The sequence below is a fragment of the Croceibacter sp. genome, from assembly GCF_002716225.1.
GTDB lineage: Bacteria > Bacteroidota > Bacteroidia > Flavobacteriales > Flavobacteriaceae > Croceibacter > Croceibacter atlanticus.
Window position 1 is genome coordinate 251,353 of sequence record NZ_PAZX01000010.1, and the last position, 25,938, is coordinate 277,290.

The 25,938-nt window shown below is 34.0% G+C and carries 28 protein-coding genes and 1 tRNA gene; 11 read left to right on the forward strand and 18 right to left on the reverse strand.

Annotation, left to right across the window (positions count from 1 at the left end):
* Positions 1–8: 8 nt before the first annotated feature.
* The 4 genes from bioB to CL818_RS08425 all read right to left on the reverse strand — a co-directional run bounded on the left by bioB (position 9) and on the right by CL818_RS08425 (position 6,673).
* Positions 9–1,097, reverse strand: coding sequence for a biotin synthase BioB (gene bioB, locus CL818_RS08410; protein ID WP_272972935.1), 1,089 nt, complete (start codon positions 1,095–1,097; stop codon positions 9–11).
* A gap of 128 nt (positions 1,098–1,225) precedes the next feature.
* Positions 1,226–3,289 carry a M16 family metallopeptidase gene (locus tag CL818_RS08415; RefSeq protein WP_272972934.1) on the reverse strand — a complete coding sequence of 688 codons (2,064 nt, stop codon included), beginning with the start codon at positions 3,287–3,289 and terminating at the stop codon, positions 1,226–1,228.
* A 20-nt stretch (positions 3,290–3,309) separates the two neighbouring features.
* The gene (locus CL818_RS08420) at positions 3,310–4,632 is read right to left on the reverse strand and encodes a M16 family metallopeptidase (RefSeq protein WP_272972933.1); all 1,323 of its coding nucleotides are present in this window, start codon (positions 4,630–4,632) and stop codon (positions 3,310–3,312) included.
* A gap of 124 nt (positions 4,633–4,756) precedes the next feature.
* A complete protein-coding gene (locus CL818_RS08425) occupies positions 4,757–6,673 on the reverse strand; it encodes a M16 family metallopeptidase (RefSeq protein ID WP_272972932.1) in 1,917 nt (638 codons plus the stop codon).
* A gap of 121 nt (positions 6,674–6,794) precedes the next feature.
* Here CL818_RS08425 and CL818_RS08430 point away from each other — a divergent pair, with 121 nt between their 5' ends.
* From CL818_RS08430 to CL818_RS08460, 7 genes are all read left to right on the forward strand, one after another.
* The gene (locus CL818_RS08430; RefSeq protein WP_272972931.1) at positions 6,795–7,271 is read left to right on the forward strand and encodes a DUF4199 domain-containing protein; all 477 of its coding nucleotides are present in this window, start codon (positions 6,795–6,797) and stop codon (positions 7,269–7,271) included.
* 96 nt (positions 7,272–7,367) lie between these two features.
* A complete protein-coding gene (gene rplU, locus CL818_RS08435; RefSeq protein ID WP_013186311.1) occupies positions 7,368–8,042 on the forward strand; it encodes a 50S ribosomal protein L21 in 675 nt (224 codons plus the stop codon).
* A 48-nt stretch (positions 8,043–8,090) separates the two neighbouring features.
* A complete protein-coding gene (gene rpmA, locus CL818_RS08440) occupies positions 8,091–8,351 on the forward strand; it encodes a 50S ribosomal protein L27 (protein ID WP_013186312.1) in 261 nt (86 codons plus the stop codon).
* Between the two features lie 143 nt (positions 8,352–8,494).
* Positions 8,495–9,937, forward strand: a complete 1,443-nt coding sequence (gene asnS, locus CL818_RS08445; RefSeq protein ID WP_272972930.1) for an asparagine--tRNA ligase — start codon at positions 8,495–8,497, stop codon at positions 9,935–9,937.
* Between the two features lie 2 nt (positions 9,938–9,939).
* The gene (locus CL818_RS08450) at positions 9,940–10,791 is read left to right on the forward strand and encodes an RluA family pseudouridine synthase (RefSeq protein WP_272972929.1); all 852 of its coding nucleotides are present in this window, start codon (positions 9,940–9,942) and stop codon (positions 10,789–10,791) included.
* Between the two features lie 65 nt (positions 10,792–10,856).
* On the forward strand, positions 10,857–12,311 hold the full coding sequence (rpoN, locus tag CL818_RS08455) for an RNA polymerase factor sigma-54 (RefSeq protein ID WP_272972928.1): 1,455 nt from the start codon (positions 10,857–10,859) through the stop codon (positions 12,309–12,311).
* Positions 12,311–12,916, forward strand: a complete 606-nt coding sequence (locus CL818_RS08460) for a hypothetical protein (protein WP_272972927.1) — start codon at positions 12,311–12,313, stop codon at positions 12,914–12,916. The genes rpoN and CL818_RS08460 overlap by 1 nt, the downstream gene beginning before the upstream one ends.
* On the opposite strand, the gene CL818_RS08465 is transcribed toward CL818_RS08460, so the two are convergent.
* The 8 genes from CL818_RS08465 to CL818_RS08500 all read right to left on the reverse strand — a co-directional run bounded on the left by CL818_RS08465 (position 12,917) and on the right by CL818_RS08500 (position 18,178).
* A complete protein-coding gene (locus tag CL818_RS08465; protein WP_272972926.1) occupies positions 12,917–13,645 on the reverse strand; it encodes a porin family protein in 729 nt (242 codons plus the stop codon).
* Between the two features lie 92 nt (positions 13,646–13,737).
* Entirely contained in the window at positions 13,738–14,220 is a 483-nt protein-coding gene (locus CL818_RS08470) for an ExbD/TolR family protein (RefSeq protein WP_272972925.1), read from the reverse strand.
* 20 nt (positions 14,221–14,240) lie between these two features.
* Positions 14,241–14,855 (reverse strand): ExbD/TolR family protein, encoded by a 615-nt coding sequence (locus tag CL818_RS08475; protein WP_013186319.1) that lies wholly within the window; start codon positions 14,853–14,855, stop codon positions 14,241–14,243.
* A gap of 2 nt (positions 14,856–14,857) precedes the next feature.
* The gene (locus tag CL818_RS08480) at positions 14,858–15,265 is read right to left on the reverse strand and encodes a hypothetical protein (RefSeq protein ID WP_041240871.1); all 408 of its coding nucleotides are present in this window, start codon (positions 15,263–15,265) and stop codon (positions 14,858–14,860) included.
* 25 nt (positions 15,266–15,290) lie between these two features.
* The gene (locus CL818_RS08485; RefSeq protein WP_041240873.1) at positions 15,291–16,070 is read right to left on the reverse strand and encodes a MotA/TolQ/ExbB proton channel family protein; all 780 of its coding nucleotides are present in this window, start codon (positions 16,068–16,070) and stop codon (positions 15,291–15,293) included.
* 142 nt (positions 16,071–16,212) lie between these two features.
* Positions 16,213–16,300 (reverse strand) — tRNA-Ser (locus CL818_RS08490).
* A gap of 85 nt (positions 16,301–16,385) precedes the next feature.
* Positions 16,386–17,414 (reverse strand): asparaginase, encoded by a 1,029-nt coding sequence (locus CL818_RS08495; RefSeq protein ID WP_013186322.1) that lies wholly within the window; start codon positions 17,412–17,414, stop codon positions 16,386–16,388.
* Positions 17,411–18,178 carry a TatD family hydrolase gene (locus CL818_RS08500; RefSeq protein WP_272972924.1) on the reverse strand — a complete coding sequence of 256 codons (768 nt, stop codon included), beginning with the start codon at positions 18,176–18,178 and terminating at the stop codon, positions 17,411–17,413. The genes CL818_RS08495 and CL818_RS08500 overlap by 4 nt, the downstream gene beginning before the upstream one ends.
* 71 nt (positions 18,179–18,249) lie before the next feature.
* Between CL818_RS08500 and CL818_RS08505 the strand changes: the two genes are divergently transcribed.
* Entirely contained in the window at positions 18,250–18,684 is a 435-nt protein-coding gene (locus tag CL818_RS08505; RefSeq protein WP_272972923.1) for a retropepsin-like aspartic protease, read from the forward strand.
* A 7-nt stretch (positions 18,685–18,691) separates the two neighbouring features.
* On the opposite strand, the gene CL818_RS08510 is transcribed toward CL818_RS08505, so the two are convergent.
* Genes CL818_RS08510 through CL818_RS08520 form a run of 3 tightly spaced genes read right to left on the reverse strand, consistent with a single transcriptional unit; the run spans position 18,692 to position 20,311 of the window.
* Entirely contained in the window at positions 18,692–19,195 is a 504-nt protein-coding gene (locus CL818_RS08510; RefSeq protein WP_272972922.1) for a YciI family protein, read from the reverse strand.
* The gene (locus CL818_RS08515) at positions 19,188–19,664 is read right to left on the reverse strand and encodes a CYTH domain-containing protein (protein WP_272972921.1); all 477 of its coding nucleotides are present in this window, start codon (positions 19,662–19,664) and stop codon (positions 19,188–19,190) included. Before CL818_RS08515 ends, CL818_RS08510 begins: the two co-directional genes overlap by 8 nt.
* Positions 19,664–20,311, reverse strand: coding sequence for an NAD(P)H-binding protein (locus tag CL818_RS08520; RefSeq protein ID WP_272972920.1), 648 nt, complete (start codon positions 20,309–20,311; stop codon positions 19,664–19,666). Before CL818_RS08520 ends, CL818_RS08515 begins: the two co-directional genes overlap by 1 nt.
* Positions 20,312–20,456: 145 nt before the next feature.
* On the opposite strand from CL818_RS08520, the gene dinB reads away from it, so the two are divergent.
* The gene (gene dinB / locus CL818_RS08525; RefSeq protein WP_272972919.1) at positions 20,457–21,563 is read left to right on the forward strand and encodes a DNA polymerase IV; all 1,107 of its coding nucleotides are present in this window, start codon (positions 20,457–20,459) and stop codon (positions 21,561–21,563) included.
* Here dinB and CL818_RS08530 read toward each other — a convergent pair.
* Together CL818_RS08530 and CL818_RS08535 are read right to left on the reverse strand one after the other, a co-directional pair.
* A complete protein-coding gene (locus CL818_RS08530; RefSeq protein WP_013186329.1) occupies positions 21,560–22,150 on the reverse strand; it encodes a carboxymuconolactone decarboxylase family protein in 591 nt (196 codons plus the stop codon). The two genes, dinB and CL818_RS08530, sit on opposite strands and share 4 nt — an antisense overlap.
* A 39-nt stretch (positions 22,151–22,189) precedes the next feature.
* Positions 22,190–22,492 carry a hypothetical protein gene (locus CL818_RS08535; protein WP_013186330.1) on the reverse strand — a complete coding sequence of 101 codons (303 nt, stop codon included), beginning with the start codon at positions 22,490–22,492 and terminating at the stop codon, positions 22,190–22,192.
* Between the two features lie 66 nt (positions 22,493–22,558).
* On the opposite strand from CL818_RS08535, the gene recJ reads away from it, so the two are divergent.
* Complete coding sequence (recJ, locus tag CL818_RS08540) at positions 22,559–24,265, forward strand: single-stranded-DNA-specific exonuclease RecJ (protein WP_272972918.1); 1,707 nt, start codon at positions 22,559–22,561, stop codon at positions 24,263–24,265.
* Positions 24,265–25,260: a DNA adenine methylase gene (locus CL818_RS08545; RefSeq protein WP_272972917.1), complete on the forward strand. Its 996-nt coding sequence runs from the start codon at positions 24,265–24,267 to the stop codon at positions 25,258–25,260. The genes recJ and CL818_RS08545 overlap by 1 nt, the downstream gene beginning before the upstream one ends.
* 29 nt (positions 25,261–25,289) lie before the next feature.
* Here CL818_RS08545 and CL818_RS08550 read toward each other — a convergent pair.
* A partial coding sequence (locus tag CL818_RS08550) for a UDP-2,3-diacylglucosamine diphosphatase (RefSeq protein ID WP_286972677.1) occupies positions 25,290–25,938 on the reverse strand: 649 nt, incomplete at its 5' end.

The following is a 25,938-nucleotide window of genomic DNA, read 5'->3' on the forward strand; positions in this document are numbered from 1 at the left end:
AGTAAACTTTATACTACTTTAGCCTTACCTTTTGCCTCTTCGTTACGTTCAATTTTATGACCAGGACGAGACCATTTTGGTTTTTCTCCCAATGCTTGGTACTTTGAATCTTGAGACTCCACAGTTTCTGGCTGAGATTTCTTTACAAAAGGCTTTTGAGGATTAAGACCTAATGCTTTAAACATTTCCATGTCTTCATTAACATCTGGATTAGGCGTTGTTAATAGCTTATCTCCTGCAAATATAGAATTGGCACCTGCAAAGAAACACATTGCTTGTCCTTCTCTACTCATTTGTGTTCTTCCAGCAGATAAACGTACTTGCGTTTGTGGCATTACAATACGTGTCGTTGCCACCATACGCACCATATCCCAAATAGGTATTGGCTCTTGATCTTCCAATGGCGTACCATCTACAGCTACTAATGCATTTATAGGTACAGATTCTGGCTGTGGGTTTAACGTTGCTAAAGCTACCAACATTCCTGCACGGTCTTTAGTACTTTCACCCATTCCAATTATACCGCCACTACACACAGTAACATTTGTTTTTCTTACGTTATCTATTGTTTTTAAGCGGTCTTCAAAACCTCTAGTAGAAATTACTTCTTTGTAATATTCTTCAGAAGAATCTAAATTGTGGTTATAGGCATATAAACCAGCTTCTGCCAATCGGTGTGCCTGATTTTCGGTAAGCATTCCTAACGTACAGCAAACTTCCATTTCAAGTTTATTAATGGTACGAACCATTTCTAATACTTGCTCAAACTCTTCGCCGTCTTTTACATTACGCCAAGCTGCTCCCATACATACTCTGGAAGAGCCACTTGCTTTTGCTCTTAATGCTTGTGCTTTTACTTGCTGCACACCCATAAGATCATTTCCTTCTATATCTGTATGATAGCGCGCTGCTTGAGGACAATAGCCACAGTCTTCTGGGCAACCACCTGTTTTAATTGAAAGTAATGTTGATACTTGTACCGTATTAGGGTCGTGGAATTCTCTATGTACAGTTGCTGCTTCATACAGCAAATCCATAAAGGGTTTATTATAAATGTCAAGAATTTCTTCTGTAGTCCAGTTGTGTTTAGTCGTCATAGTACTGTAATTGAAAACCCAAAAATAGTAAATAAGATACTCTTTTGTTTCAATTGTACTTTTTAATGACGCAACAAGGTTGGATTAAAAAGAAATTCTTGCATTTAACTGAATAAATCTATGTTGATTTATTCGAAATCTGAGTCTGCAAACTCTGGATTTACAACTATATTAGATACTTTAAAATCTATAGATTGTGGTCCGAAAGACTGTGAAATAGTCATAGGGAACATAATACCCTCTTTTTCTTGATAGTCTTTATAAAGAGTTGTTACAACCATTGTTTGAGCACCTTGTGATCTTGTTTGGGTAGATTTAACCTTTAGTCCTGATTTTACATCATAATAATCTTCAACATTTTCTGAAGGCATTACAACATAAGCGTCACTACCATCTACCGCTTCTATCCTAACTAACTTTGCTTCACCTAGATTAAGTTCTGGAAAAGGAAGTGCATCTGTTTTACCTTTTGCAATTTGCTCTTCGTCATAAGGTACCTTTTGACCTTGTGCCATAGCATAACCACTTGTTCCATTAAATGCTTGTTTGCTCATTACATTACCCATTACATAAAGTGATTGAGCCATTTTTCCTGCTTTAGACTTCTTAATCTCTAGCTCTAATGGCGTGCCTTGCATTGTAGCTCCAGCTGTCATAGATAATGTATTCACAGCTTCTACCTTAGCTTTTCCTCCAATAGCCTCTAAATAACTATTGTAAACACTTTGAGCTGTTACACCTTCTGGTATTTCCTTATCATAAACAGGTTTATCTACCTTGTTTCCTTCCTTGTCAAAGTAAAAAACAGGTGTTTTCTTACCGTTAAGATTTAAGTTTTCTAAACCTTCTACTACATCTTTACCTTTTCCCGCTACAACAATTCTCATATTATCTACCATTACATATTTATTTGCAGCAGCTTGAACATCTTCCATAGTTACAGCATTAATATTCTTAAGGTAGTTTTTGTAAAAATCTTTTGGAAGATTGTAACGTTCTATGTTTAAAGCAAAATTTGCAATAGTTGCTGGGTTTTCTAATTGTAACACGAAGTTTCCAGCGTATTTATTCTTTGTATTATTAAGGTCTTGTGCAGAAACTGGTTCTGTACGAATACGTCTTAATTCTTTAACCATCTCGACAATTGCAGAGTCTGTCACTTCATTTCTAACACTTGTTGATGCTACAAATCGAGATGCATAAGGATCTGCCCCAATACTAGATCGCGCTCCATACGTATAACCATTAGCTTCACGCAAGTTCATATTTAAATAACTTCCGAAGCTACCACCTAAGATTTGGTTAGCCACCAAAGCGCTAAAATAATCTTCATCATTCATTTGTAAATCTATAGTGTTTTCTAATCTCAATTCACTTTGAACTGCATTAGGCATGTCTATAAAGTTTACCTGTGTGTATTGTGCGTTTACTGGCTTTACTGTGGTTTTAGAAAGCGCTTCAGATTTTTTCCAATCTCCAAAGGCATCTTTAACCAATTTTTTAGCATCTCTAAATTCAATATCACCAACAATTACTAAATATGCCTTAGATGGTACAAAGTAGCGATCGTAGTAAGACTTTACATCTTGAAACGTAATGTTATTAATTGTTTCTTCTGTAGCAAACTCACCATAAGGGTGTTTTTCGCCATATGCTAAGTAAGAACTAACTCTACTTGCTACTGCACCAACAGACTTTTCGTTACTCTTAATACCTTCAATTAACTTTGTTTTTTCTGCTTCAAAATCTGTTTCAGTAATTAGAGGATTTAAGGCTCCATCTGCCATAAGCTCTAATACTCTAGGAAAATATTTTGATAATGAGCTAGCAAAAGCACTTTCTGCTCCTATAGATACATTTGCTCCTAAAAAATCTACTTCTTCAAGATATGCTTCTTTAGCAATAGTTTTAGTACCATTTCCTAATACTGCGCCAGTAAGGCTACCTAGTCCTGCCTTTTCATTTTCTGAATGCGGATCATTATCTAGAATTAAACTTGCTGTTACTCTTGGAAGTTTATTGTTCTCTACCACCAATACTCTAAGTCCATTTTTTAAAGTAAAGCTATCTGGCTGTCCCAAATTAATGGTTGGTGCTGGTCCTGGTTGTGGTTGTTTGCTTCTGTCGATTTGTGCTGTGACACCTAAAGTGACAAAGCAAATCATAAGCATGGAAACTAATTTAGTTTTCATAAAGTTTATATTTTTTAATATTATTTAGACTCTGGTGTTGGTAAGTAATCCAACTCCAAACGCTGATTTTTATTTAAATATTTATTAGCTGCTTCTTTAATCTCTTCTCGAGTTATAGAACGGTAAATTTCTATTTCCTTATTTATAAGATTAATATCTTCATAAAGCATATAGTATCTTGCTAATGAGTTAGCCACACCTTGAATACTAGAGTTTGAACTTACAAAGTTATTCTCAAACTTATTTTGAAGTTTTTGATATTCTCTTTCTGAAATTAATTCATTTTTAAGCTTATTAATTTCCTCGTCCATAGCTGTTGCAAGAGTAGATAGCTCTGTATCTCCTAATGGCAGTGCGCCCATAATATATGTACCGTAATCTTCCTGAGGTCTTGTAAATGCTAACACCTGTAAAGCTGTTTTATCTTGATCTACCATTTTCTTATACATACGAGAACTCTTTCCGTCTGTAAGAATTGAAGAAATCATCTCTAAGATATAAGCATCTCTTTCTTTCATAGATGGTGTTCTGTACACATATAATTTTGCAGGAATTTGAATGTTATCATCATATTCAGTTGCTGTAATAGTTTCTGAAATTGGAGTTTCTTTTATATCTACTCTAGCAACCTCTTCTCCAGAAGGAATTGCTCCAAAATAGTTTTTCACCATAGCTTTAGTTTTAGCTACGTCTATATCTCCTGCAACAACTAATACAGCATTGTTAGGCGCGTAATATTTTTTAAAGAAGTCTTTAAACTCTTGAAGTTCTGCTGCATCTAAATCTTCCATGCTTCCTATTACAGAATTAGCATACGGATGTTTATCAAACACATATTTATTAATACCCGTTGCATAAATAATCTTACCATAAGGCGCATTATCTATACGTGAACGCTTTTCCTCTTTTACAACTTCATTTTGAGTCTCTACCCCAATTTCATTAATTACTGGGTGTAACATACGTTCAGATTCCATCCAAAGCCCTAACTCTAAACTATTGCTAGGAAAAGTTTCATAGTAATATGTTCTGTCTTGAGTTGTGTTGGCATTATTGCTTCCGCCATTTGCAGCTACAATATTAAACCACTCACCACGTGCAATATTTTCTGTGCCCTCAAAAAGTAAATGTTCAAAAAAGTGTGCAAATCCAGTTCTTCCTGGAGCTTCATCTTTTGCACCTACGTGATACATTACGCCAGTGGTTACTACTGGTGCGCTATTATCTTGATGCAGGATAACGTGTAAGCCGTTATCAAGATCAAATTCTGTGAATTCAACCTGTTGTGCCTGGGCAGTAAATACTGCTAAAAATGCACAACCCCAAAAGGTTAGTAATTTCATATTTTGTTTAGTTTAATTAATTAATATGGTTTACAGTTATATATGTAGCCTAATAGTACTACATGTTACATTTTAAATAGAAAAAATATTGAGTGGCCTTAAATTGGTCTAGCCGAATTAAATGTTACTCGAATTCTGAAGGCTTAAAAGTGGGGTTTACTTTAATTTCTGTTACTTCAAAAAAGAGTGTTGCATCTCCAATTTTTTGAGAAATTTCTGAAGGGTATAAAATACCCTCAACATTGCTATAGTTTCGGTAACTCGTAATAATTTTTTCGCCAGAATCTTTATCGAAAACTACACTTTGAGTTTTTAAACCTGTTTTAAAATCATAATATTCTTCAGACACATCACTAAACGCTACTACTAGCACATCTCTCTCATTTAAAGTTTCAATTCTCAGTAGCTTAGAGTATTCTGGCAGCAACTCCAAAAAAGGATGAGATTTATATCTTAAAGCGTTTAATTCTGAACTTCCTATAGATTTTTTTTGACCACCAGACCAAATGTAACTGCTGTCTTCTGTAATTACCAACTTACTCAATGTATTACCTCCAACTAAGACTTGAGACATGTAGTTATTATCTACGCTCTTTTTTATTTCTAAATTTAATCGCGTTTCATTGATAACGGCTTTCGCCTTTATGGTAAGGCTATTTATTTTTATAACCTTTTCTATACCTCCAATTGCATTTAAATAATTTTCAAAAACAGTTTCTATTGTTACACCTTCGGGAAGTTTTCTTTCAAATTTAATATCTTCTACACGCTCTGCTCTTGTATTGTAAAATTTTACAGGGACAGTTTTTCCTTTCAGCTTAATATCTTTAAGACGTTCGTAAAACTTATAACCATCTGCCATAATAACTATACGCATTTGGTTTACTTTAAAATGAAGTACAGATGCCAACCTTACTTTATTTGCATCTACCTCACTAAAATCAACATTTGGATAAGCCTCTTTGAGCTCAGATATTATTTTTTTTAATCTAGAATCATCAATCTGTTGAGTTCTTATAGTTTTAATGATATCTAAAACATCCATGATAACTTCTGGCGTTTGTTTAGAAGCTGTACTAACATTTACTATGGCTCTAGATGCTAATGGCAATATTTCTAAGAAGGCTTGTGTTTCATATGATTCATTACTTAATAACGTGTTAAGTAATTTTAAAGCTACTAAGCTTTCAGGATAATCAACGCTTTCTTTACTTAAATCTGTGGTATTTAAAAATTGAATCCTACTATACTCTATACTATCGTTCTGTATAAAATTAAGCTGAGTATATTGTGGGTTTACGGTTTCTGCTACGGTTGAGTTTAAAGAATTAGACGCGGTCCAATTTGAAAAAGTGTTTAAAAGCAAGTTTTTAAGAAAGTTGATAGATAAATCACCTTTAATATGAAGTGATGCATTTTTAGGAACAGCAAAACGTTGGTAGTGTATTATTACATCTTGTAGTGTAATTGCGTTTAATGTTTTTATTGTTGAAAGCTCTCCATAAGGATGTTCTGGACCATAGGAAAGTGTTTTCCCTACACGGTTAACAATATCTAAAGGATTATCTGTTGTGTTAGAAATGCTCGAAATTAACTGGGATTTTTCAGTTTGTAATTGATTTTCTGAAAATTTTGGAGAAACTAAAACATTTGCAAACCACTCAAAATGATCTGTGAACTTAGATGTCAAACTTGTAAAATTTGACTTGTTGATACCTAAATTTACTTCCACAAGCCCTTCTTTTGTCTCTGCAGAGTAATTATCACCCTTGGCATTTAAAAGATTATCTGTTACAGCATCTATTCCTGCGATTTGAAAATCTGAATGGGGCAAATTATTAATAGACAATTCTACTGAAATTACTTTAGAAGTATTTTTTGAGAGTATAACAGTTAATCCATTCCTTAATACGAAAGTAGAATCATTTATTGTTTTAAAAGACTCGCCTAAATTTTGATCTACAGGCTCTTCTGCCGGCACCTGAGAAAAGACAGGTACGTTTAAAAAAAATGCCAGCAAGAAAACTAGAAAGCGTTTCATTATAAAGAAAGGTTCAAAAGATAATCACTCATACAATACTTAAGGTTGTCAAAATTAACAGCCCATTAAGTGAAAATAACAGAGTTTTTTCTGAAATTTACGTAAATCAACGTTTTTATTTATGAAAAATCTAACCATTCCTATAAAATACGGATTAGCTATTGGCACTGCATTAATAGCATACTTCTTAATTTTGTCATTATTTGGTGCACATACCAACCCTATATATAGTTTATTAAATGGTGTTATAGCCGGTTATGGTATTTATGAAGGCATAAAGCACTATAAGCTACTTAAAGGTGAAAAATTTAAATATCAAAAAGGCTTTGCAGCAGGAATGCTATCTGGTTTTAACGCTACAATTTTATTTAGTGTGTTTATGGGTATTTATGCGTCTCACCTAAACCCAGCATTTTTAGATAATATACAATGGCGTTTAACAGGAGAAACAGGTTTAGGACTCTTTTTATTCGAAGTTATTATCATGGGGTTTGCAACAAGTGTTGTATTAACACTCTCTTTTATGCAACTATTTAAGAAAAGTTGGAATACAAAAGATGGTAAAAGACACACTTACAACAAAGAAGAAAAAAAATAACTATATAAGTTCTTGTTATTTTAGCGATTAGCAGTATATTTGCACCCGCCTTTTAAAGAAGGTGAATTTTTAAATTAATTATTTAATAAGTACGCTATGTATGCAATTGTAGAGATAGCAGGGCATCAATTTAAAGTTGAGAAAGACCAAAAGGTTTATGTTAACCGTTTGTCTGCAGAAGAAGGTGACAGTGTCGAGTTTGACAATGTACTTCTTGTAGGTGATGGAGATAACATTACTTTAGGCGCCCCAGCTATAGACGGCGCGCTAATAGGCGCAAAAGTCGTAAAGCACCTTAAAGGTGACAAAGTAATCGTTTTTAAGAAAAAAAGACGTAAAGGTTACAGAGTAAAAAACGGACACAGACAATACTTGTCTGAAATCGTAATTGAAAGCATTACTGCTTCAGGCGCTAAGAAAAAGGCGACTTCAAGTAAAGCAGAAGCTAAGCCAAAAGCGAAAAAAGAAACAGCTAAAGCAGCACCAAAAGCTACTGCAAAGAAAGCATCTGGAAAAGCAGACGATCTTAAAAAGATTGAAGGCGCAGGTCCTAAAGCAGCAGAAGCGTTAGTGAATGCAGGAGTTGACACTTTTGAAAAATTAGCTAAGGAAACTCCAGAACATATTTCTGAGATTTTATCTGAAGCAAGTTCAAGACTAGCACATTTAGTGACAGACACTTGGCCAAAGCAAGCTCAAATGGCAGCAGATGGTAAGTGGGATGAACTTAAAGAATATCAAGACAAATTAGACGGCGGAATTGAAAAATAACGCTTAAGTATAACCTTATCCTTAATTTAAGGACTAAAATTTAAAACCATGGCTCACAAAAAAGGAGTTGGTAGTTCGAAGAACGGTAGAGAATCAGAATCGAAACGCTTAGGTGTAAAGATTTTTGGTGGTCAAGCTGCCGTTGCAGGAAATATCATCGTAAGACAACGTGGTACTGCACATAATCCAGGTGAAAATGTGTACGCCGGTAAAGATCATACGCTTCACGCAAGAGTTGACGGCGTTGTGAAATTTACAAAGAAAGCAAACAATAAATCTTACGTAAGCGTAGTACCTTTCGAAGCTTAATATTTGCTTTAACAATTTTTAAAAACCCACTAATTTTTATTAGTGGGTTTTTTCTTTTAAAACTATTTTCAAACAAACTCTTAGCACTAATATCTTTATACTTTGTATAGATACATTTATCTTTGTGCCTTAAAGTAAAACCAATGAAGACACTTAAAGTTGCAGACGTTTTAAAAAGCGAGCAATATCATCAAGAAATAGCAGTTAACGGATGGGTAAAAGCATTTAGAAGCAATAGATTCTTAGCTTTAAATGATGGCTCTACAATTAATAACCTACAATGTGTTATAGATTTTGAAAACTTGCCAGAAGACATATTAAAAGAAATTAATATTGGTGCAGCAGTACGCATTAAGGGTATTTTAGAAGAAAGTGAAGGCGCAGGACAACGCGTGGAAATACAAGTAAAAGACATAAAAATAGAAGGTGTAGCAAATCCTGAAGATGTTAAGCTTACAATTTTATCCCCTAAGCGTCATAGCTTAGAAAAACTTAGAGAGCAGGCACACCTAAGAGTAAGAACAAACACTGGTGCAGCAGTAATGAGATTACGCTCAAAACTATCATTTGCTGTACACAAGTATTTTCAAGACAACGGTTTTTACTATGTAAACACGCCTATTATTACAGGAAGCGATGCAGAAGGTGCTGGAGAAATGTTTAAAGTGACTGCAATGGATTTAAAAAATCCTGCTAAAAATGAGGATGGTAGCATAAACTACAAAGAAGATTTCTTCGGAAAAGAAACCAACTTAACGGTTTCCGGTCAATTAGAAGCTGAAACTTTTGCATTGGGCTTAGGACAAGTTTATACATTTGGCCCAACATTTAGAGCAGAAAACTCAAACACTTCTAGACATTTAGCAGAATTTTGGATGATTGAGCCTGAAGTAGCATTTTGTGATCTTGCAGGCAATATGGACTTAGCAGAAGATTTCATAAAATATGTAATTGGTTATGTTTTAGAAAACTGTGATGAAGATCTTGAGTTTTTAGAAAACAGATTGGTTCAAGAAGATAAATCAAAACCTCAAGCAGAACGTGCAGACATGTTATTAAGAGACAAACTAAAGTTTGTTTTAGAAAATAATTTTAAGCGTGTTAGTTACACAGAAGCTATAGATATACTAAAGAGCTCTAAACCAAATAAAAAGAAAAAGTTTAAATATATAATTGAAGAATGGGGCGCAGATTTACAGTCTGAGCACGAACGCTACTTAGTAGAGAAACACTTTAAATGCCCTGTAATCTTATTTGATTATCCAGCTAACATTAAAGCGTTTTATATGCGTTTAAATGAAGATGGAAAAACAGTAAGAGCTATGGACATACTTTTTCCAGGTATTGGAGAAATAGTTGGTGGTTCACAACGTGAAGAGCGTCTGGATGTTCTAAAAGATAAAATGGCTGCTCTAGACATACCTGAAGAAGAGCTTTGGTGGTATTTAGATACAAGAAAATTTGGCACGTGTGTGCATAGTGGTTTTGGATTAGGTTTTGAACGCCTTGTACAATTTGCTACCGGTATGGGTAACATAAGAGATGTAATTCCATTTCCTAGAACACCGCTTAATGCAGAGTTTTAAAATTGCAATTAGTTGAAAAACATACTGTAAAAGAAGTTACGGCTCATATTCGAATTCAAGAATATGGGCCGTTAGTCTTTAATACATTACCTAGCAGAAGCAGTGTAAAAAAGGCTATAAAAAAAGGATTAATATTTATTAATGGTAAACAAGCAGACTCTGCAGATTGGATTGAAGAAGGACAACTTCTAGAAGTTTTTCAATTAAAACCTACAACTAAACATTTTAAGCTTAACCTTGATGTGTTATTTGAAGATGACTATGTAGCCGTTATAAATAAACCAGCAGGTTATCCTACAAGTGGTAATTTCTTTAAAACAATTGCTAGAGCCTTACCCTATAATTTAAAGATTTCCACTAAAAATGATGCTCTTTTAATACCACAACCCATACATAGGTTAGACAATCCTACATCTGGAGTTTTAGTGGTTGCTAAGACCAAATCTTCTCAAATAAATTTAAACAAACAACTAGAGTTAAAGGGCATTCAAAAAACATACATTGCAGTTGTACACAATACTCCAGATAGTAACATGCTTTTTAACGACAATATTGATGGCAAAGAATCTGAAAGTAAATTAGAAATCATTAAAACTTTTAAAGTTAAAGATGATATATATTCTTTAGTTGAGCTATTCCCAAAAACTGGAAGGACGCATCAATTAAGAATACACACTTCTAATGCTGGTTATCCTATTGTAGGTGATCAACTATATGGCATATCTTCAGAAAAAAATAAAAAATTGTTGCTACACGCTAAATCTATTCAATTTAAACATCCAGTTACTGGTAATGAGGTTTTTACAACTTCAGAATTGCCAAAACGTTTTGAAAAATTATTAAACCTATCATAAACTAAGCCATCCTAACGTTTTTATGGCATCATTTTGGTAAATTTACTAGTAAACCAACTCCATACATGCTAAGACAGCAACTTAAATATAAATTATCTCAAAAGCTTTCTCCTCAACAAATACAGTTGATGAAGCTTATACAACTTCCTACACAGGCGTTTGAACAACGTGTAAAGCAGGAATTAGAAGAAAATCCTGCCCTTGATAGTGGCAAGGAAAGAGATGAAAAATATGATGATGATTTTGACAATTCTCAAGATGATTATGAAGAGCGAGAAACAATTGAAACAGATATAAATGTTGATGAATATCTTAGTGATGATGATATTCCTAGCTATAGATTAAATGCTAATAATTATAGTGCAGATGATGAGGAAAAAAGTGTACCCTACGCATCTGGAACATCTTTTGGTCAATTTTTAAAGACACAGTTACAAACCTATAGGTTGAGTGATACTGATAGGCAAATTGCCGAGTTTCTTGTAGGTAGTGTAGATGAAAGCGGTTATATAAGACGCTCCATAGATGATATGGTAGATGATTTGGCATTTACTCAAAATGTATACACAGACAACGAAACTGTATCTAAAATTTTACAGATTGTACATCAATTAGATCCTGCAGGAGTTGGAGCAAGGTCTTTACAAGAGTGCTTATTAATACAGTTAAAAAGAAAAACACCTACTAAAGATATAGATCTTGCTATTCGTTTGATTGAAGATGCTTTTGATCATTTCACTAAAAAACATTACTCCAAACTATTATCTAAGTTTGATATTACAGAAGATGAGCTTAGAGAAGCTATAGATGAAATAGAACATTTAAATCCAAAGCCTGGCGGCGCTTATTCTGGGAATACACGTATTGTAGAACACGTTGTGCCAGATTTCACTATTAAAATTGTAGATGGTGATTTAGAGCTTACACTAAATGGTCGTAATGCACCACAAATGCACGTGTCTCGAGATTATAGCAATATGATGAAAGGCTATAAAGAGGCTAAAGAAAAAACCAAGGCGCAGCGCGATGCTGTGATGTTCATAAAACAAAAGCTAGATGCTGCCAAGTGGTTTATTGAAGCCATTAAACAACGTCAAGAAACTCTATTTGTTACAATGAGCTCTATTATGCATTATCAAAAAGAATACTTCTTAACTGGAGACGAGCGCAATTTAAGACCTATGATTCTTAAGGATATAGCAGATGAAATAGAAATGGATGTTTCTACAGTATCGCGCGTAGCCAATAGTAAATATGTAGATACTCCTTATGGTACAAAACTTATTAAAGAGTTTTTTAGTGAGTCTATGACTAATGACCAAGGCGAAGAGGTTTCTACTAGAGAGATAAAAAAAATATTAGAGATAACTGTAGCAGAAGAGAATAAACGCAAACCATTAACAGATGAAAAGCTTGCAAAAATTTTAAAAGAAAAAGGTTATCCTATTGCAAGACGTACCATTGCTAAATATAGAGAACAACTAGATATTCCTGTTGCAAGGCTAAGAAAAGAAATTTAATGAAGTGGTTTCTTAAACTTGGGTCCTATTTATTTCATCCACTTTGGATGCCCTTTATAGGAAGTTTTTTCTATTTCTATATTACACCTCGGTATATAGATATTTACATTATTAAAGCGCAACTATTAGCCATTGGCATTGTTACAATGCTTATCCCTATCATTTATTTTTTTATGCTTAAAAATATGGGGCTAGCACAATCTATATTTCTAAAAAATATAAAAGAACGCAGATTGCCTTTATTGTTCTTTGTTATCTTGCTTTTGCTCTTAATGAATGTAATAATAAATAGAATAGATGTACCTGAATTATATTACTTTTTTGGAGGTATATTAATCGCTTCAATTACTAATTTCTTATTGGCATTACTTAAGATTAAAGTAAGCTTGCATATGGTTGGTGTTTCTGGCTTAGCTATGTTTACAATTGCCCTAAGTATTCATTACAATATAAACTTGTTAGCCATTATAAGTGCACTTGTAATAATAAATGGTTGGGTAGCATCTTCAAGACTTTATGCAAAGGCCCATACAGTTGTAGAAGTTATTTTAGGAATAGCAATTGGTTTCCTGCCTCAACTATTCTTATTGAAGTTTTGGCTATAGTTAAAGAATATAAAACATTAAGCCTATTTTTAAAGGCACCAAATTAACAGGAGTATTTTCATCTTCTAAAGTGCCATCAAATAAAGGGTTAAGGCTATAGTAAAAACTAAAATTAAATACATTATAACCAAAAGTAAATGTACCAGCAACTCTAAATCTATTCAATTCATCTAACTGTGTTTGATTAACTGCATTATTAGGTTGCTCAAACTTCGATTTAAAGTGATATATGTACCCTAATCTTACGCCAGCATAAATTCTCCAAAACTTATAATCTGTTGCTGTAGAAGTTCTCCAACGCAACTCTAAAGGAGCTTCTATTAAATACGTACTAAATCTATTTGTATTAACATCTAAATCACCTCGATCTACAACATTAAATATAGTTTGTTCAGTTTCTTTTTCTCCAATGAAAAGATTTTGGTTATAAGTATTTATAGACCAACCAACACCAATACCAAAACCAAAGTTTCTTCGCTTGTTAATTGGAATATCTCTTATATAGCCTAAGTGTAAACCACCAGAAAAACCATTTTGAGAAAAGCCTTCTGGTTTATCTAAAAGTAAGTTAAAGCCAAATCCCACATAAAATTGATCCTCTAAGTAAAGACTATCAACTGTAGTTTTTTGAATAGAATCGAACCTACTGTCGTAACGTTCTGGAGACTCTTGAGCCCTCAGGCTTACAATAGAAATCGATGTTAAAAGTATGAGTATAATATGTTTCACAATAGCAAAAGTACAATCTATTAAAGTATGGGCATAAAAAAATCCCAATCAAATAAATGATTGGGATTTTTAAGAATTAAACTAAGACAAGTTTATTCATTATTCTTACTAGACTCACCTTTTCTTGTGGTATAGTTTATTTTAAGTGCTTCTGCACGTCTAAGCTTTTGCTTAATGTCTGATACAAGACCCATATTAGTCTCTTTATCAACTTTTAAAGCTGTTGTTAATAGAGGAACTAACTCCTCACGCTTAGATTCTCTCTCAGTATATATAAATTGCTGTATGTCTTTAACATCTGCAAATTTATCATTTAACTGAATACGTGCTTCTTTACCAAATGTAGATTGATAACGCTCACTTGGTTTACCTGCATATATATACATCACCAAATCTTTCTTATCTAACTTTTCTACTTGGTCAGCATAAGGCAACTCATTCTTTACTTTAAGAGTGTTTTGTCTCATAACTGTTGCTACCATAAAGAAGAATAACAACATAAACACGATATCTGGTAAGGAAGCGGTAGAGATAGCTGGTAAATCACCATTTCCTTTCTTTTTAAATTTAGACATAGTTTTAAAATTTTATGTTATTAACCTCGTTTCTTTGGTTCTGCTTCAGAAAGCTTTTCTGGATACATATCCTTAATTTGCTGGATACGTTCTTTAAGCTTTTCTTTATCACCATTGTAGTTTGCATCTTTATAGGCATCTTCCATCTCGATAAAGCTAACGTTAAATAAACGCTGAGCTTCTCGATTACGAAGTTCGTTATAAGCTGCAACCAACTCATTTTGTACTGCAATATAAGTTCCATACTCAGTTAACGCATCATTCTGTAAAGATATTACAGCTTTATTAGGGTTATCTGACGATGCAGGATCTTTTGCACCTCTACAATATGTACAAGCTTCTGGACCTTGTCCTCCACCGTTATCCAAAAAGGTAACAGCAGCTTCACGAAGGTCTTCAAGCTCCATTGGTGAATCCTCCACTAAAAGGTCATTATTACTGTTTACAATAACAATAAAAATGTTCTTTTCTTTAAGTGGTGGTGGATCTTGTTCTTCTGGTTGGATAGGAGGTAATTTACGAGAAATACCACTATCCGTCTCAATTGTTGTTGTTACTAGGAAGAAAATAAGAAGTAAGAAGGCAATATCAGCCATACTTCCTGCATTAACTTCTGGTGCTGATCGTTTTGCCATAATTACTTAAAGATTTTCTTAGCACCAGTCACAATCATTGTGCCAATTGCTATAATTGCTAGGAAATAGAAAGTATACAATCCTGTACCAACCCATTTAGAACCACTAGCAGATAGCATTTCACCGTCTTTCATTGGCGTTTCTACACCATTAGAAATAAGATAAGCTACAACTACTACAGCTAAAAATGCGCCAACAGTAATTAATGTATTTTTTATATTTCCAGAAAATAAGCCTTTTAAAACAAAGATGACTACAAACAATACCGTTAACAAGAATACTGCATAAGCAATATACATTAAGGGTTGCACCAAACTTTGGTTTCCTGTTGAGAATAGCCAAATACCCATAACTAGAGCGACTACACCCAACAACAGGGCTACTAATTTTAATATTTTATGTAAAGCCATAATTAATTTGGTCTTTTAAAAGTTATTACTTTCTCTTTTTGTATGCTACAAGCATATCAATCAATGTGATTGATGCATCTTCCATATCGTTAACGATACTGTCAATTTTTGCAATAATATAATTGTAAAAAATCTGAAGGATAATAGCCACAATAAGACCAAATACAGTTGTTAAAAGTGCTACTTTAATACCACCTGCTACAAGAGAAGGTTGCATATCACCAGCTGCTTCAATTTTATCGAAGGCTTGAATCATACCTATTACCGTACCCATGAAACCAAGCATTGGTGCCAAAGCGATAAATAAAGAGATCCAAGATACATTCTTTTCTAATTGTCCCATTTGCACACCACCGTAAGCTACAACTGCTTTCTCTGCAGCTTCGATACTTTCGTCTGCGCGATCAAGACCTTGGTAGTAGATAGATGCTACTGGACCTTTTGTGTTTCTACATACTTCTTTAGCAGCTTCAACTCCACCGCTATTTAATGCATCTTCTACATCTTGAGCTAATTTCTTAGTGTTAGTTGTAGAAAGATTTAAGAAGATGATTCTTTCAATGGCGATAGCCAAACCTAAAATCAAACATAAAAGTACAATCCCCATAAACTCAGGACCTCCTTCTATAAAACGTTTCTTTAATTCTTGATGGAAGCTAGCAGACTCCTCTACTGCATCGTCAGCTGCGTCTTCTTGCGCGACTACTGCTGTTGTTAACGCTGTTGCGTCTGTTGTTGCGTTTGCATTAATTGTGCTGAAAACCATTAATGACGCAATCGCCAAAATTGAAAATAATCTTTTCATTGTTATTGTCTTAATTTAATTAGTTAAAGGGTTAAAGATAAAAAAATATTAGTTGTTTAAAAACGTAATTGAATATGATTAAATATAATCGGTGTTATTCTCGTTTATTTACCATTAATAGGTGTTAAAATTACAGTTTTAGCAGAGAGGAAGGGATTCGAACCCTCGATACGCTTTTGGCGTATACACACTTTCCAGGCGTGCGCCTTCGACCACTCGGCCACCTCTCTATACAATCTTTGTTTCCTAAATGGTGCGCCAAATAACGAAAAAATAAGCGCACCATAAAGGATTTGGCATAATTTTAAACCAATTTTAGGATATTTCTCCACGTAATGAAGTTTCAAATATAGTCTTAAAGACATTTGGCGCTAAATTCTTACCTAATAAAAACATTAGTTTAGCAACCGCAGACTCTGTAGTCATATCTTCTCCAGAAATAACGCCTATTTTTTTTAATGCAACACTGGTTTCGTATTGTCCCATTGCAACGCTACCACCACTACATTGTGTAACATTAATAATAACGACACCTCTTTTAATGGTTTTTTTAACTAGATCTATAAACCAATTGCTTGAGGTTGCATTACCACTTCCATAGGTTTCGAAAATAATACCTTTAAGATTTTCAATATTTAATATTTGTTCTAATATTTTCTGATTTACACCAGGAAAAAGTTTTATAACAATGATGTTATCGTCTAAATCTGTGTGTAATATAAGTTTTTTTCGACGGTTAGGGATTTTTAAAGCAGTATGGTTAACTTTAAGGTGAACACCACTTTCAACTAATTCTGGGTAGTTTAAGGAAGCAAATGCTTCAAAATGTTCTGCATTAATCTTAGTGGTTCTGTTTCCTCTATATAGTTTATATTCAAAATACAGGCCTACCTCTGCTATTACAGGCTTACCGTTTTTTTGTAATCCTGCAATTTGTATACTCGTAATAAGGTTTTCTTTGGCATCTGTTCTTAAATCTCCAATTGGCAACTGTGATCCTGTAAATATTATTGGTTTTGCCAGATTCTCAAACATAAAACTTAATGCTGATGCAGAATACGACATGGTATCACTACCGTGTAACACAACAAATCCATCGTAATTATCATAATTGTTTTCAATAATTTCTGCCATATCAACCCAATATTTAGGGTTCATGTTCGAGGAATCTATAGGTTCTTCAAAAGTTACCGTATCAATGGTGTGTTCTAAAAGCTTAAGTTCTGGTATGTTTTGTAAAAGCTCATCGAAATTGAATGCTTTAAGAGCTCCAGTCTCGAAGTCCTTGATCATACCTATTGTACCACCAGTGTATATTAATAAAATGTTTGCTCCCTTTTTCATATTCCAAATACGTCTTTTGAGTTCTCTGTAGTTACTTCAGCAATTTCAGCTACAGTTAAATTATATATGTCTGCTAACTTTTCTGCTATATTAATAAGGTAACTACTTTCGTTTCTTTTTCCTCTATAAGGTGTAGGTGCTAAATATGGTGCATCTGTCTCTAATACTATATGTTTTAACGGGATATTTGCTAAATATTTATCTAAACCTCCGTTTTTAAAAGTTACAACACCGCCAATTCCTAATTTCATATTATATCCAATTGCTTGCTGTGCTTGTTCTTGTGTTCCTGTAAAGCAATGAAAAATACCATATAGACTCTCGTCTTTTTCGCTTTCAAGAATTTCAAAAACCTCATCGAAAGCATCTCTGCAATGTATAACGATTGGTAAATTTTTAGATTTAGCAAGTTGTATTTGAGCTCTAAATGCTTCTTGTTGCATACCAAGCGTGCTTTTATCCCAATATAAATCGATTCCTATTTCACCTACAGCAATAAAGTCCCGTTCATCAAATTGTTGTGTTACGTGTGCTAATTCTTCTTTAAAATTTTCCTTTACATGTGTTGGGTGTAAGCCCATCATTAAATGTACATGGCTAGGAAAGTCTTTTTCTAATGAATACATTGCTTTTGTATACGTAGAATCTATCGCTGGTATAAAAAAACGGGTTATGTTATTATCTAAAGCTCGTTGCACCATGGCATTTCTGTCTTCATTAAAAGACTCACTATATAAATGGGTATGCGTATCTGTTAAAATCATACTGCAAAAGTAAGTATTTAAAATCCCTATTTTTGAAATAGGAATTTAGATTTTAACGACATTTGCAGCCTATGACCTTAAGACAGCTTCTTTTAAAAAAAGGGTATAAACGCATAAAGCTTATACGCACGGCAACAAATCACTTAGAATTAAAAGCTACAATTAACTCAACTGAAGGAACATTTATTTTAGATACAGGTGCATCTAGCTCTTGCGTTGGTTTTGAGGCAGTTGAACGCTTTCAACTTTTAGCCGAAGATAGTAATGTTAAAGCTGCTGGTGCTGGAGCAACCGATATGCTCACACAGCTTTCGTCTAAAAATAAAATAGCCATAGGAAAATGGGCATATAAAAAACTTTCCTTGGTTTTATTTGATATGACTCATGTTAACAGCGCTCTATTAGCACACGATGCAGAACCAGTTGATGGCATTATTGGAGCAGATGTTTTAAAAAAAGGAAAAGCAGTTATAGACTATAAAAGTATGTGTCTTTATTTAAGGTAATCACTACTTAACGCAAACCAAAGCCCTTAGCTGCCCACCATGGTTTCACTATAACAGATAATCTTCCTGCTTTTACCATTGGATCACTATTGGCTAAGCTATCTGCTATGTCTTTTGTAGGTACATTATAAATAGTTATGCCTCTCATATCGCCATCGTCTCCAAATGGTCCAGATATATCTGCAAAACCTAAATCGTACATCTTTCCTAAATGCGCCATATGTAACGTTTGCAAACTATCTGCTACTTCTTTGGGTTGTTCCCTTTGCTCTCCTCTGTTTAAAAAAGCAATAAAATACTTTTGCATTACTATTGTATCTCCAGTTTTTTCGTCTTTATAAGGAAATGTTTCAAATCCACGAGCCGTAAGGCTATCTACCAAATAGCTTGTGGTTTGTTCTTTTATTTGCAGGTCCTCTATGATCTCTGTGGTGTTACTTTTTGTTTTGTTTGTATCACAAGAAAAAAGTAAACACATAGTAATTGCAATAAGGAGTAGGTTTTTAATCATTTATCCAAGTATTAAATGGGGTTTTACTTAATTGGGAATTATAATATTTGGTATCTCCTGTAACTTCTTCTCCTAGCCAGTCTGGTTTTAAGAATGTTTCATTTTCTTCAGAAAGTTCTACTTCTGCTATAGTAAGTCCCTTATTATCTCCTTCAAACACATCTATTTCGAAAGTATGTGAGTCAGATTGTACTTCATACCGAGTTTTATCAATCACGCCTCTTTCACATAGCTTTAAAAGATTTTCAGCTTCAGCAACTGTAATTTGCTTTTCCCATTCAAAACGACTCCTATGAGATGCATTTGGCTTCCCTTTAATGGTTAAAAATGCACTCTTATCTTTAATTCTCACACGCACTGTTCTTTCAGGATGTGTATTAAGAAAGCCTTGTTTAATAGTATAACTGTTAGATTTTTCAGTTATAAAATCTGCGGAGGTTACCAGGAATTTTCGTTCTATTTCAATCATTATTTCGCTAACATACGAATTTCATCTGAAGGTATCTTACTTGAGTTGTATCCTGTTTTTGCAACGTGCATCATTGCTTTTGCAATATCCTGAGGATGAATTGATCTAATTTTTTTTGGTAAGATTGGATTAAGTACAGAAAAGAAAGCTTTTGCAATTGTCTCTCCCACTCGAGACTCGTTTCGTTTTCCGCCAATTAACGATGGTTTAAAAATGTATGTTTCATTACTATTGTAAAATTGGACATCTCGTTCCATTTGTCCTTTTACTCTATTATAAAAGACTTTGCTTTTACGATTAGCTCCCATTGCAGATACCACCAAAAGCTTTTCTATATTATTGAGGCCTGAAAGTTTTGCTGCATCTATTGGAATACCATAATCTACTTTCTTGTACATTTTTTTATCTGGGGATTTAGATTTTGTAGTACCAATACAGCAAAAAACATCATTTGCTTTGAATTGGTTGCAGTAATCCTCCAAATTGAATAAATCTATAAGGTGCTCTTCTATTTTAGGATGTGTTTTTTTTATAGGAGATCTTGAGAAAAGAGTAACCTTTTCATAAGATTCATCTTGAAGTATTTCTTCCAACAAATGATGACCTACCAATCCTGTTGCACCTAACACTATGGCTGTTTTAGACATATGCTATTACTTTTATCTTTATTCGTTTCTAAAAAATAGGGGGCAAAATTTGTGAAATGAATAATAGTTTTAAACATTATTTACCCATCACAAATGAACTAAGTGGTAGTTTCTTTTCTCGTAATAAAGATATTAAATTTACCGTATGAGTAAGCATTTTTTTGAAAGAAAAATCATACACGTAGATATGGATGCATTTTACGCCTCCGTAGAGCAGCTCGATAATCCAGATTTAAGAGGAAAACCAATAGCTGTTGGCGGTGGCGGCAAGCGTGGCGTGGTGAGCGCAGCAAGCTACGAAGCAAGAGTGTTTGGTGTGCGCAGTGCAATGAGTGGCGCTCAAGCTCAACGTCTTTGCCCAGAATTAATTTTTGTGAAAACAAATTTTGCTCGTTATAAGGAGTGTTCTCAGCAAATTCGGGAAATTTTTTATGAATATACAGATAAGGTCGAGCCGCTTTCACTAGATGAAGCCTACTTAGATGTAACAGAGAATAAAAAAGGTAATCCAAGTGCTACATTAATAGCAAAAGAAATTCGAGAAAAAATAAAAGCAAAAACTGGTTTAAATGCTTCTGCTGGTATCTCTATAAATAAATTTATTGCTAAGGTTGCAAGTGACATTAATAAACCAAATGGTCAAAAAACCATAAATCCCGAAGAGGTTATACCCTTTTTAGAAACCCTGGACATTAGAAAGTTTTACGGTATAGGTAAAGTAACCGCTGAAAAAATGTACCTCCATGGCATCTTTACAGGTAACGATCTTAAATCTAAATCACTCGAATATCTTGAAGAGCATTTTGGAAAAAGTGGCACATACTATTATCACATCGTAAGAGGTATACACAACAGTGAAGTTAAACCTCATCGCACTCGTAAGTCTTTAGGTGCAGAACGTACCTTTTCTGAAAATATAACATCTGAGCTTTTTATGATGGAACGTCTTGAGCATATTGCTGAAGAGATTGAACGCCGTTTAGAAAAGAGTAATGTGGCTGGCAAGACGGTAACACTAAAAATTAAATATAGCGATTTCACTCTACAAACAAGAAGTAAAACATTGCCGTATTATTTACGAAAAAAAGAAGTTATACTTGAAACTGCAAAAGAACTTCTGTACCAAGATGACATGAAAAATAGCGTAAGGTTGCTCGGCATTTCACTATCTAACCTTAATACAGAAGACCATCCTAAAGCAAAACCATCACTAAAAAAAGAAATAGCAGTACAGCTTAAGTTTGAATTTTAAACGTGTTTCCCTACCTCAAAACCGTGCTTCCCTAAATATTGGTTACCACTTTCAATCGCATCACCTTCAAGCGTTGTTCCCATACTATCATTCCACCTATTAAGATATCCAAAGAGAGAAATAACACCTAACATTTCTACAATTTCACCTTCGTCCCAATGCTCGTGTAATCGTTTTTGGATATCAGCATCTACAGCATTTGGTACTTGGCTAGCAGCCAATGAAAAATCTAAAGCAGCACGTTCTGCGTCGCTAAAAGCACTATGTGTTCTGTATTCCCATATATTATCCAGTTGCTCTTGCTCAGCGCCATAGCGTTCTGCAGCTCTTATAGCATGCGCTTGACAATAACGACAACCAGTAGCATTACTACTTACCCAAGCAATCATACGCTTTAAAGAAGAAGTTACACGACCCTCATTTGCCATTACCGCTTTATTAAGATTAATAAATGCTTTTGAAATAGCAGGTCTGCGTTGCATAGTTAATACTGAGTTTGGACAAAAGCCCAAAGTCTCATTAAAAAACTCTGCAAGCTCAGCAGTTTCCTTATCGTGAGAAGCATCTAATGGTGTAACTAATGGCATATCTTAATTATTTTGAGTTTAGTTTATAATATATTAATGTTATTGGTTTTTTATTTTTATCGTCTTAACGTTTAAGTAAATAGGACCATTTTCTACAGGATAGCCATCTACACGTTTAGCAGTAATCTCAACATATTCACTGTCAAAATCATCTAAAATAATCGTATCGCTGGTTAATGCATATACATCATTTTCATTAGTCAACGTATGAGTTCCATATTGGTAGGTTGTAATACCTTGCACCTTTAAAACACCTTCATAAGTTGATGTTTCTGGTGCCACTTTTGTACTCTTACAACCTAAACAACATAATACTAAGAGTATTACATATACATATTTCATATCTTCAATTTTCTGAAAAGTTAAGTAATTTTTAAGTACTTTGCCTAACAGATTTTCCTCTCTTTTATGCGTTGGACGTTAAAACCAAAACCAGATTATACAAAAGTAACAGCTCTGTCTGCAGCCTTATCGGTTCCAGAAAATATAGCCGCATTGTTAGTACAACGTGGTATTACAAATTATGACGAGGCTAAATCTTTCTTTAGACCATCTCTAAGTGAGCTCCATAACCCATTCTTATTGAAGGATATGAATGTTGCGGTTACACGTATTGAAAAAGCTATTAAAGAGTCTGAAAATATTTTAGTTTACGGCGATTATGATGTAGATGGCACAACAAGTGTTGCATTAATGAGCTCTTTTCTTAAAACAAAAACACCTAATGTTGCTACATACATTCCAGATAGGTATGATGAAGGTTATGGAGTATCATATAAAGGGATAGACTTTGCAGCAGATAATGACATTACATTAATTATAGCTTTAGATTGTGGTATAAAAGCGATTGACAAAGTTGCCTATGCAAAAGAAAAGGGAGTAGATTTTATTATTTGTGATCACCACAGGCCAGGCAAACAGATTCCAGATGCTATAGCAGTGTTAGATCCTAAAAGAGACGATTGTAATTATCCTTATAAAGAACTTTGTGGTTGCGGTGTTGGCTTTAAGCTCATACAAGCTATTAATGAACAATCTGGCGGAACAATAAATGACCTTTTAGGTTATTTAGACTTGGTAGCTACAGCCATTGGAGCAGATATTGTACCAATGACTGGAGAAAATAGAATTTTAGCCTACCATGGGTTGCACATTATAAATACAGCACCTAGAATGGGGTTTTATGCCATTATAAAACAGGTTAAAAAAGAAACTTTAACAATTACAGATGTTGTTTTTATTATAGCGCCGCGTATTAATGCTGCAGGAAGAATGAAACATGGAAATCATGCCGTTACCCTTCTAACCGAAACAGACATTAACCTAGCTGCAAAGTACGCTCAGGAAATAGAGACCTTTAATAAAGACAGGCGTGAGGCAGATAAAAGTATTACAGAGGAAGCACTACTTCAAATAAATGATAATTCAGAAAAAGATTGTAAAACCACAGTTGTTTATCATGAAAGTTGGCATAAAGGTGTTATTGGTATAGTAGCATCTAGACTAACTGAAACTTATTACAGGCCTACGCTAGTATTCACTAAAAGTGGAGAAAAGCTTGCTGCCAGTGCACGCAGTGTTAAAGGATTTGATGTTTATAATGCCTTAGAAGCCTGCTCTAAACATATAGAACAATTTGGTGGCCATAAATATGCAGCAGGCTTAACCTTACTAGAAAAAGATTACGAAAACTTTAAAGCTGAATTTGAAAAAGTAGTCTCTGAAACTATTGATGAGCGTCTCTTAACTCCAGAAATTAATATAGACTCAGAACTAGATTTAGCAGATATTACCCCTAAATTTTTTAGAATACTTAAACAGTTTGCTCCATTTGGGCCAGGAAATATGCATCCAACATTTATGACCAAAAATGTACGCGATACAGGTTATGGAAAATGTGTTGGACAAGATAATGCTCATTTAAAACTTGCAGTGCAACCTAACAATGTGCCAAAAAGCGATAAACGTGGCATTGGTGCCATTGGTTTTAACCTAGGCAATAAATGTGAGCTTACAACAGATAGAAAAACTTTTGATATTGTTTACAGTATTGATGAAAATGAATGGAATGGTAACGTAAGTTTGCAATTAAAACTTAAAGACCTAAACGCCTAATGAACTACATTGGCTCTAAACAAAGCTTACTTCCTTTTTTAGAAAAAACAATTTTAAATGTCTGCGGAAATGACATTTCAGAATTTGTGTTTTGCGACTTGTTTGCAGGAACAGGAACTGTGGGACATTATTTTAAGCCGAAAGTAAAACAAGTCATTTCAAACGATTTGGAGTTTTATAGTTTCGTGTTAAATCGCAACTATATTGGCAATTCAAGAGCTATTGATAGCTTTAAACTTTTAGAACAATTAAGAGGTGTTAAAGGTGTTGAAGGCTTTATTTATCAAAATTATGCTGAAGGCGGAACAGCAAACCGACTCTATTTTTCAGCTGAAAACGGGAAAAAGATTGATGCCATTCGCCAACAAATTGAAGCTTGGAAAACTGCTGAAAAAATTTCAGATGATGTCTATTTTTTCCTCTTGGCAAGTCTTTTAGAAAGCGCCGATAAGGTTGCTAATACCGCATCGGTTTATGGTGCATATTTAAAGAAACTAAAAACTTCAGCTCAAAAAAAGCTAGAACTAAAGCCAGCTGAATTTGCTGAAACCAATCAAGATAATTTGGTGTTTCAAAAAGATGCTAATCAGTTAATAAATGACATAAGTGGTGATATTTTATATCTGGATCCACCTTACAATGCTAGGCAGTATGGTGCCAACTATCATTTATTGAATACGATAGCAAACTATAAACCATTTACACCAAAAGGAAAAACTGGTTTGCCAAAGTATAATAAAAGTAATTATTCCAGTAAACCCAAAGTTGCAGAAGCTTTTGAGGAACTCATAAAAAATGCAGATTTTAAACACATCTTCTTAAGTTATAACAACGAAGGCTTACTACCGCCAGAACAGCTTCGTGAGATTTTAGAGCGCTATGGTAGGTATGGTTTAGCAACTACAAAATACAATCGCTTTAAAGCAGATAAGACAGAGAATAGAAACCACAAAGCAAATAGTGTTGTGGAGTATTTACATGTCTTGACAAAATAAATATCCTATAACATTATCTAATAAGCGTCTTACTCTTTAAATGTGTTTAAGCACATAGTTTCCCCATCAAACTTCCCATAAGTATAATATGAAATCCAATCACCAAGGTTGATGTATTTTGAGTTATTACCGACTTTAATTTCCATAGGTAAATGACGATGTCCAAAAACAAAGTAATCGTAATGTTTCTGCTCCAGTTTGCGCTTTGCATATTGCACCAACCACTCATTCTCTTCGCCTAAAAATTTAGCATCTTCATCACCACTAATCAACTTGTTTTTTACTGAAAGGTGTTTGGCTATAGGAATACCAATATCTGGATGCAACCAACGGTAACACCATTGAAAGAATTTGTTGGTAAACACTTTTTTCATACGCTTATAACCTTTGTCGCCAGGACCAAGACCATCGCCATGACCTATTAAAAAGGTTTTATTATTAAACGTAAATTCTTTAGGATGATGAAAAACAGGTATGTTTAATTCTTTTTGAAAGTAATCGCGCATCCATAAATCATGATTTCCTACAAAGAAATAAATAGGGATACCTGCATCTCTAATTTCGGCTAGCTTTCCTAAAACACGTACAAATCCCTTAGGCACGGCATGTTTATACTCAAACCAAAAATCGAATAAATCTCCTAATAGGAAAATAGCTTCGGCATCTTTCTTAACCTCA

What these genes read in the sequence shown, in the direction of transcription:
- CL818_RS08485 (WP_041240873.1), bottom strand. Translation starts at nt 16,070, where the DNA reads ATGAAAAGATTATTTTCAATTTTGGCGATTGCGTCATTAATGGTTTTC.
- CL818_RS08515 (WP_272972921.1), bottom strand. Translation starts at nt 19,664, where the DNA reads ATGATTGAAATAGAACGAAAATTCCTGGTAACCTCCGCAGATTTTATA.
- CL818_RS08545 (WP_272972917.1), top strand. Translation starts at nt 24,265, where the DNA reads ATGAACTACATTGGCTCTAAACAAAGCTTACTTCCTTTTTTAGAAAAA.
- CL818_RS08500 (WP_272972924.1), bottom strand. Translation starts at nt 18,178, where the DNA reads ATGATTTTAACAGATACGCATACCCATTTATATAGTGAGTCTTTTAAT.
- rplU (WP_013186311.1), top strand. Translation starts at nt 7,368, where the DNA reads ATGTATGCAATTGTAGAGATAGCAGGGCATCAATTTAAAGTTGAGAAA.
- bioB (WP_272972935.1), bottom strand. Translation starts at nt 1,097, where the DNA reads ATGACGACTAAACACAACTGGACTACAGAAGAAATTCTTGACATTTAT.
- asnS (WP_272972930.1), top strand. Translation starts at nt 8,495, where the DNA reads ATGAAGACACTTAAAGTTGCAGACGTTTTAAAAAGCGAGCAATATCAT.
- CL818_RS08430 (WP_272972931.1), top strand. Translation starts at nt 6,795, where the DNA reads ATGAAAAATCTAACCATTCCTATAAAATACGGATTAGCTATTGGCACT.
- CL818_RS08415 (WP_272972934.1), bottom strand. Translation starts at nt 3,289, where the DNA reads ATGAAAACTAAATTAGTTTCCATGCTTATGATTTGCTTTGTCACTTTA.
- recJ (WP_272972918.1), top strand. Translation starts at nt 22,559, where the DNA reads ATGCGTTGGACGTTAAAACCAAAACCAGATTATACAAAAGTAACAGCT.
- dinB (WP_272972919.1), top strand. Translation starts at nt 20,457, where the DNA reads ATGAGTAAGCATTTTTTTGAAAGAAAAATCATACACGTAGATATGGAT.
- CL818_RS08510 (WP_272972922.1), bottom strand. Translation starts at nt 19,195, where the DNA reads ATGATTAAAAACCTACTCCTTATTGCAATTACTATGTGTTTACTTTTT.
- CL818_RS08535 (WP_013186330.1), bottom strand. Translation starts at nt 22,492, where the DNA reads ATGAAATATGTATATGTAATACTCTTAGTATTATGTTGTTTAGGTTGT.
- CL818_RS08530 (WP_013186329.1), bottom strand. Translation starts at nt 22,150, where the DNA reads ATGCCATTAGTTACACCATTAGATGCTTCTCACGATAAGGAAACTGCT.
- rpmA (WP_013186312.1), top strand. Translation starts at nt 8,091, where the DNA reads ATGGCTCACAAAAAAGGAGTTGGTAGTTCGAAGAACGGTAGAGAATCA.
- CL818_RS08520 (WP_272972920.1), bottom strand. Translation starts at nt 20,311, where the DNA reads ATGTCTAAAACAGCCATAGTGTTAGGTGCAACAGGATTGGTAGGTCAT.
- CL818_RS08505 (WP_272972923.1), top strand. Translation starts at nt 18,250, where the DNA reads ATGACCTTAAGACAGCTTCTTTTAAAAAAAGGGTATAAACGCATAAAG.
- CL818_RS08425 (WP_272972932.1), bottom strand. Translation starts at nt 6,673, where the DNA reads ATGAAACGCTTTCTAGTTTTCTTGCTGGCATTTTTTTTAAACGTACCT.
- CL818_RS08495 (WP_013186322.1), bottom strand. Translation starts at nt 17,414, where the DNA reads ATGAAAAAGGGAGCAAACATTTTATTAATATACACTGGTGGTACAATA.
- CL818_RS08460 (WP_272972927.1), top strand. Translation starts at nt 12,311, where the DNA reads ATGAAGTGGTTTCTTAAACTTGGGTCCTATTTATTTCATCCACTTTGG.
- CL818_RS08470 (WP_272972925.1), bottom strand. Translation starts at nt 14,220, where the DNA reads ATGTCTAAATTTAAAAAGAAAGGAAATGGTGATTTACCAGCTATCTCT.
- rpoN (WP_272972928.1), top strand. Translation starts at nt 10,857, where the DNA reads ATGCTAAGACAGCAACTTAAATATAAATTATCTCAAAAGCTTTCTCCT.
- CL818_RS08475 (WP_013186319.1), bottom strand. Translation starts at nt 14,855, where the DNA reads ATGGCAAAACGATCAGCACCAGAAGTTAATGCAGGAAGTATGGCTGAT.
- CL818_RS08480 (WP_041240871.1), bottom strand. Translation starts at nt 15,265, where the DNA reads ATGGCTTTACATAAAATATTAAAATTAGTAGCCCTGTTGTTGGGTGTA.
- CL818_RS08420 (WP_272972933.1), bottom strand. Translation starts at nt 4,632, where the DNA reads ATGAAATTACTAACCTTTTGGGGTTGTGCATTTTTAGCAGTATTTACT.